This window comes from Methanobrevibacter oralis (assembly GCF_001639275.1).
GTDB classification, from domain to species: Archaea; Methanobacteriota; Methanobacteria; order Methanobacteriales; family Methanobacteriaceae; genus Methanocatella; species Methanocatella oralis.
The window spans coordinates 22,287-28,657 of sequence record NZ_LWMU01000053.1; the positions used below are offsets into that span (position 1 = coordinate 22,287).

Annotated in this window: 2 protein-coding genes; both read left to right on the forward strand. The window is 29.0% G+C overall.

The annotated features are described in order from the left end of the window. Positions 1-11 precede the first annotated feature (11 nt). The gene (locus MBORA_RS03765; RefSeq protein WP_042693003.1) at positions 12-2,156 is read left to right on the forward strand and encodes a heavy metal translocating P-type ATPase; all 2,145 of its coding nucleotides are present in this window, start codon (positions 12-14) and stop codon (positions 2,154-2,156) included. A gap of 224 nt (positions 2,157-2,380) precedes the next feature. Continuing rightward, positions 2,381-5,956, forward strand: coding sequence for an Ig-like domain repeat protein (locus MBORA_RS03770; RefSeq protein WP_063720245.1), 3,576 nt, complete (start codon positions 2,381-2,383; stop codon positions 5,954-5,956). Positions 5,957-6,371 lie beyond the last annotated feature (415 nt).

Here is a 6,371-nt window from a genome sequence, read left to right on the forward strand (position 1 = left end):
AAGGTCGTAAAATGAAATATCAGGTAATGTATGATAAAGGTACTCGTTTAAGAGTCCGATCAGGCCAATGGGCTTTCACTAAAGAGGAAGGTTATGGTCTTGCTTCATTACTTTTAGAAAATGATTTTATCATAGAAGTTTTTACGTCCCATAGAAATGGTAGTCTTTTGATTTATTATGAGAATGTTGAAAATAAAGGAAAAATTTTCGACATCTTGAATAATATTACAATTGATGATTTATTTGAGGGTGAACCTACTCAAGCTCAACTTTCAAGAGAAATCACTGACGATTTTCTTTTAAAATTATCTAAAATGGTTTTAGGAAGACTTTTGGGAAATATTTTCTATCCAATTCCTTTAAGAAATCTTATAACTATTTATTATGCTATAGATTACTTGTGGGAAGGTTTTGATAGTTTAACTAGTTTCCGTGTCGATGTTGCTTTACTTGATGGGGCTGCTGTTGCAGGTGCATTATTACAAAGAAACTTCAAACCAGCTAGTTCTATGATGTTCTTATTGTCTATTTCCGATGCATTAGAAGACTACACCGTACAAAAAGCTAAAAGTACTTTAAGAGACAGTTTAGCTTTAAATATCGATACTCTATGGGTCGTAGGAGAAGATGGTACCGAAATACAATGTCCTGCAGCGGATATTAGAAAAGGAGATAAAATCAAAGTTCACATGGGTGATGTAATTCCTGTGGATGGTAAAGTAATTGATGGAGAAGGTATGGTTAATGAGTCTTCAATGACTGGAGAACCGTTAGCTGTTCATAAATCAAACGGAAAAACTGTTCATGCAGGTACAGTTGTAGAAGAAGGAAACCTAATTATTGAAGTTTTCTCAATTAATAAGGAAACAAGGTTGAACAAGATTATAGATCTAATCGAAAACTCTGAGGAGTATAAGGCTGATGCTCAAAGTAGAGCTGAAAAATTAGCTGATTCAATTGTTCCATATAGTTTCTTAACAACATTTTTAACTTATTTAATTACTAGAAATGCTACGAAAGCATTATCTGTATTAATGGTTGATTTTTCATGTGCGATTAAGTTAACTACTCCATTATCTGTAATTTCGGCTATGAGGGAAGCATCTGATCATAGGATGATGGTTAAAGGTGGAAAATTCCTTGAAAACTATGCAATCGCTGATACAATTGTATTTGACAAAACTGGAACATTAACTAATGCATCTCCAAAAGTTGTTGAAGTTATTCCAATGTCAAAAAGATATGGTCGTGATGAGCTTTTAAGAATGGCTGCATGTATTGAGGAACACTTTGCACACAGTATTGCAACTGCTATTGTAAAACAAGCTGAAGAAGAAGGTCTCAAGCATGAAGAGGATCACAGTGAAGTAGAATACATTGTAGCTCATGGTATTGTTACTCAATATGATGATAAAAGGGCTCTTATTGGTAGTGCTCATTTCTTATTTGATGACGAAAAAGTTAAGGTTACCAAAACTCAACAAAAAAGAATAGATAAAGAGGTAAAAGACCATTCTGTTGTTTACTTTGCAATTGATGGAAAACTTGAAGCATTGATTTGTATTGAAGATCCTGTTAGAGTGGAAGCAAAATATGTTATTGAAGAACTCAAAGAGTTAGGTATTAAAAATATAGTAATGCTTACTGGTGATAGTGAAAGTGGTGCAAAAAGTATTGCTAATGCTTTAGGCATTGATAAATACGAATCTCAAGTACTTCCAGAAGATAAATCTAGAATTGTTGAGAAACTAAAAGAAGAAGGAAAAACTGTAATCATGGTCGGGGATGGTATTAATGATTCTCCTGCATTGGCAGTTGCTGATGTGTCAGTTTCAATGAAAAATTCATCTGATATTGCTCGTGAAGTAGCTGATATATCTTTGCTTTCCGATGATTTATATGATTTGGTAACTCTTAGAAAACTAAGCACTGGCATGTTTGATAAGATTTATATTAATTATCATGGTATTGTGGCTGTTAATAGTACATTAATTGCTTTAGGTATTTTAGGTACAATTACTCCAGCTACATCTTCAATGATACATAATTTATCTACAATGTTATTTGGAGTAATGAGTACTAGATCTGTATTAGATGAAGATGAGTATACTCCAGATATTGAAGTAGAAGCTATTGAAGTAGCTGATACTTCATAATTTTTTTATTTTTTTTTATAATTCAAATTAATTAATACCTTATTTTTTTTAAAATTCATTTTAATGACATCGAACATTATTGGGCATGTTTATATAGGTTGTATTATAAAGTATTACTGGATATTATTTTGGTATTCCTAAATTTTTTTTATCAATTAATATCTGTTTTTTAATTTAATTTATAAAATGGAGGTGAAATTATCAAATTTAACAAAGAAATCTTGATGATTTTTTTAGTGCTTTTAATAACTATTGTAGCTGTTAATTCGGTTAGTGCACATGATTTAGACGAAAATTCAACTTTTAATCTGAATAGTGTCGATTCAATAGGTATTAGCGAAAGTACTGATGTTGATATTTCACAAGAAGAAAATGCACTCGATTTAGAAATTGATAATAGTTCTAATATCAAAATTGAAAATGATAAAACAGTAATGAAATCCTCTGATAATAAACCTATTTTAGGTACTGGTCAATATGATGAGTTTAATGGTAAAGAATATTATTACGATGATGATTTGACATCAGAAATTCTTAATCCAAAGGATTCCTATTATGTGGGGGATGTTTTACAAATCAAACTAAATGATGAAAAAAATGCTTATAATTTTGGTTCCAGTACTAAAGTATATGTTCGTATTGATGGTGATAGTAATAACATGAAAGATATGGGCACTTATTCTGATTTATTAAATAATACACTTTTTTATGAGATAAACGAAACTGGTTCACATTATTTCCAAGTAGTTTTAAAATCTTATATGAATACTTGGTTTGCAAAAGGTTTTGGAATTACAAATATTAAGGAAAAACCTGTTTCAAACACTACTCTTAAAATTTACTTTAATTCAACTGCTGATGATTTTGTTTATCTTAAAGCAGGTACATTAGTAACTATTGGAGACATATTATCTGATTCAACCTTTGGTGATGAGATTCAAAATTATATAACTTTCGAAAATGGAAAAATAGCTGAAAAAATTACTTTATATGCTGGAGGGCAAAAATTAGGTGAAATGAGTGTTGGTCTGGAACCTACTAATTCACTATATGTTACATATAAAGCTTATACTAATACTAGTTTTACAAATGCAGGTGTTTGGTTAATCAATGCTATTTATAAGGGCAATGGTGTTCTTTCAAATGCAACTAGTAATAATTTAACTATTATTTATTACAGCCCATCTACAACTGCTCTTAGTTTAGATTCAAACTCTGTTAAAAAAGGTAAATCTATTAAAATTACTCCAAAAGTTCTTATTAATTCAAATAATTATGAAACAAATGATGGAACAATTGATATTTACGTTGATGACGTATTGGTAGCTGGAAACATTAATATTAATGAAAATTATACATTAGATACTTCTAGCTTAGATTTAGGTAATCATAAGGTCCATGCTGTTTATCATGATTTTAAAGAAGAGTATAAAGGAGTAATGTATACAACTATTAATGGAAGTTCTTCTGAGAAGTATACTTTTGAAGTTATTGAGGATACATCAATATCAACTCTTAAAATCTATGAAGAAGATGATCCAAACAATACTACTTTGTTAGTATACCCTGATTTTGCTAGTGGTGTTACTTTATTTTTATACAATTCACTATCTAATTCTAATTTTACAGATGATGAGTTATATGATTTATTAAAATATACAGGCATTAAATGTGATGTTTATGTAGACGGTGTAAAAGTAGACAGTACCTATACTGGTTATAAAAATGGTTCTACTCTTAGTTCTTATACTAAATATAAACTACAACTTAATTCAGGTAAACATACAGTTCAATATTATCATCCTGGATATGCAAATAAAAATATTCCAGAATCTTGGAGTAATATTTTAACTGTTTATGTTGGAAGTGTACCTGATTATGCTACAAATATTAGTGTTTCATTAAGCAAAAATGAAATTAAACGTGGCGAATCAATTGTAATTACTCCCACTGTTTTAGATAAAGAGAATAATAATGTTATTAATGAAGGTAAAGTATTTATTTATTTAGATAATGCTATTGTAGCTAATATTACTGCTGGTGAATCATATTCTTTAGTCGATACAAATTCCTTAACTTTTGGTGAACATGAAGTATATGCAATATATGAAGGATTCAATAAATCCAATCTTCATTATTTAAATAGCACATCTGATAAGGTAAAATTCAATGTAACTAAATTTACCAAAACTACAACAACCACTGTTGAAATTGAAGATAATAGTGTTAATGTCGATGTTCCTGTTGTTATTACTCCAATTGTCAAAGATGATAATGGTACAATTATTATGGGCCTAGTAGAAATTTATGTAAATGGTGTTAAAGTTAATACTACCGAAGTTGGTGATAATTTTATTTACAGAGACACTTCTAAAGCAGGTATTTACAATGTTTCTGCTAAATACTTAGGTGATGAAACAGCAGATACGGTATATGCTCCAAGTTCTTCTCAAAATTATACTTTCACCGTGAAATTATATTCTATTGACATTGAAATAACAGATATGGAAGCTAAAGTTGGTGAAAATGTTACTTATGATTTTGACTTAGGGAAAAATGTTACAGGTAATGTAACTGTTAAAGTTGGAGATAAATCATTTATTGGTGTTCTTGATGGTGGTAAAGTAAGTATTAATGTAACTGGCATGTCTGCTGGAGATTATACTGTTGTTGCTTTGTATTCTGGAGATGATAAATATGAAGCTGCTAGTTCTGAAGAAGCTAGTTTAAATATTACTAAAAATGATTGTGAAATTACTTTAGATGCTCCTTCTGTTAATGTTGGAGAAGAACAAGTAATAACTGTTAACCTTCCTGATGATGCTACTGGAACTGTTAATATAACTGTTGGCGATAAAGTATTTAATAATGTTGAAGTTAAAAATGCTACAGCTATAATTAAAGTTGATTTGCCTGCAGGTAATTACACTGTTACTGCTGTTTACAGTGGTGATGATAAATACAATCCATCTAATGAGACTACTTCTAACTTCTCAGTATCTAAAATTAAAGTTGTTTTAAATACTTCAAATTTATCTATGAAATATGGTGATGGATCTAAATTCGCACCGATATTAACAGATATTGATGGTAATCCTATTGTTGGTGTGACTGTTGATTTAACTATTGGTGGTAAAACATATCATGCAATCACTGATGAAAATGGAAATGCTAAATTCCCTATTTTAGAAAAACCTGGTTTATATAATGTTGTAACTTCTTTTAATGGTAGTGATACTTATGAAAGTGCATTAGATGCAAATAATAAGATAAGCATTGTTACAAACCCTAAACTAATTGAAAATAAAGATATTGCAATGTATTTTTTAGATGGAACTTATTACAAAGTTCGAGCTACTGATAAATATGGCAAGTTTGTTGGTGCAGGGGAAATTGTAAATATTAAAATTAATGGAGTGACTTATAAGGTTAAAACCGATGCAGCAGGTTATGCTAAATTGAAAATTAATCTTAATCCTAAAACATATACAATTACCTCTGAATATCAAGGACATGTTGTATCTAATAAACTTGTTGTAAAACAAACCCTATCAGCAAGTGCTAAAACAGTTAAAAAGGGTAAATCCTTTAAATATACTGCAAAATTAGTAGATAAAAATAAAAAACCAGTTAAAGGCAAAAAAATTACTTTTAAATTTAAAGGTAAAACATATTCTGCTAAAACTAATTCTAAAGGAATAGCTAGTATAAAACTTAAGGTGGGTAGTGTTGGTAAGTATACTATTAGCATAAGATATATTAAAAACACTATTTTAAAGAAAATCACTGTTAAAAAATAGGGATTTAATTATTAATCCTTATTATTTTTTTTGGCACTGTCAATTTGTTAGCTCTTGGTCATATTTTTTTAGTTTTTTTTCTTTTTCTTTGATTTTTTTTTGTGTTTTATGTTGTGTTTGTGAAAAGATTTAAATATTAGTTGTTGTTTTCTTGTTGTGATGGGTTTTAATACTAGTTTTTTGCGTTTTTTATTTCTTTTTAAATCTTTCTAATTTTTGATTAACTGGTTGATTTTTTTCTTAAATTATTTTTACCATATTTTTGTAATTATATTCTTAATTTAAGCTATAATAAGTTTTATATAGGTTGGAAGACAAATATTTATACATGAATACCAAAAACAAATGCCTTCCATATCTTATTTTGGATGGCAACCAATATATATTTAACTATTCGAATGTTGATCTTGTTAGA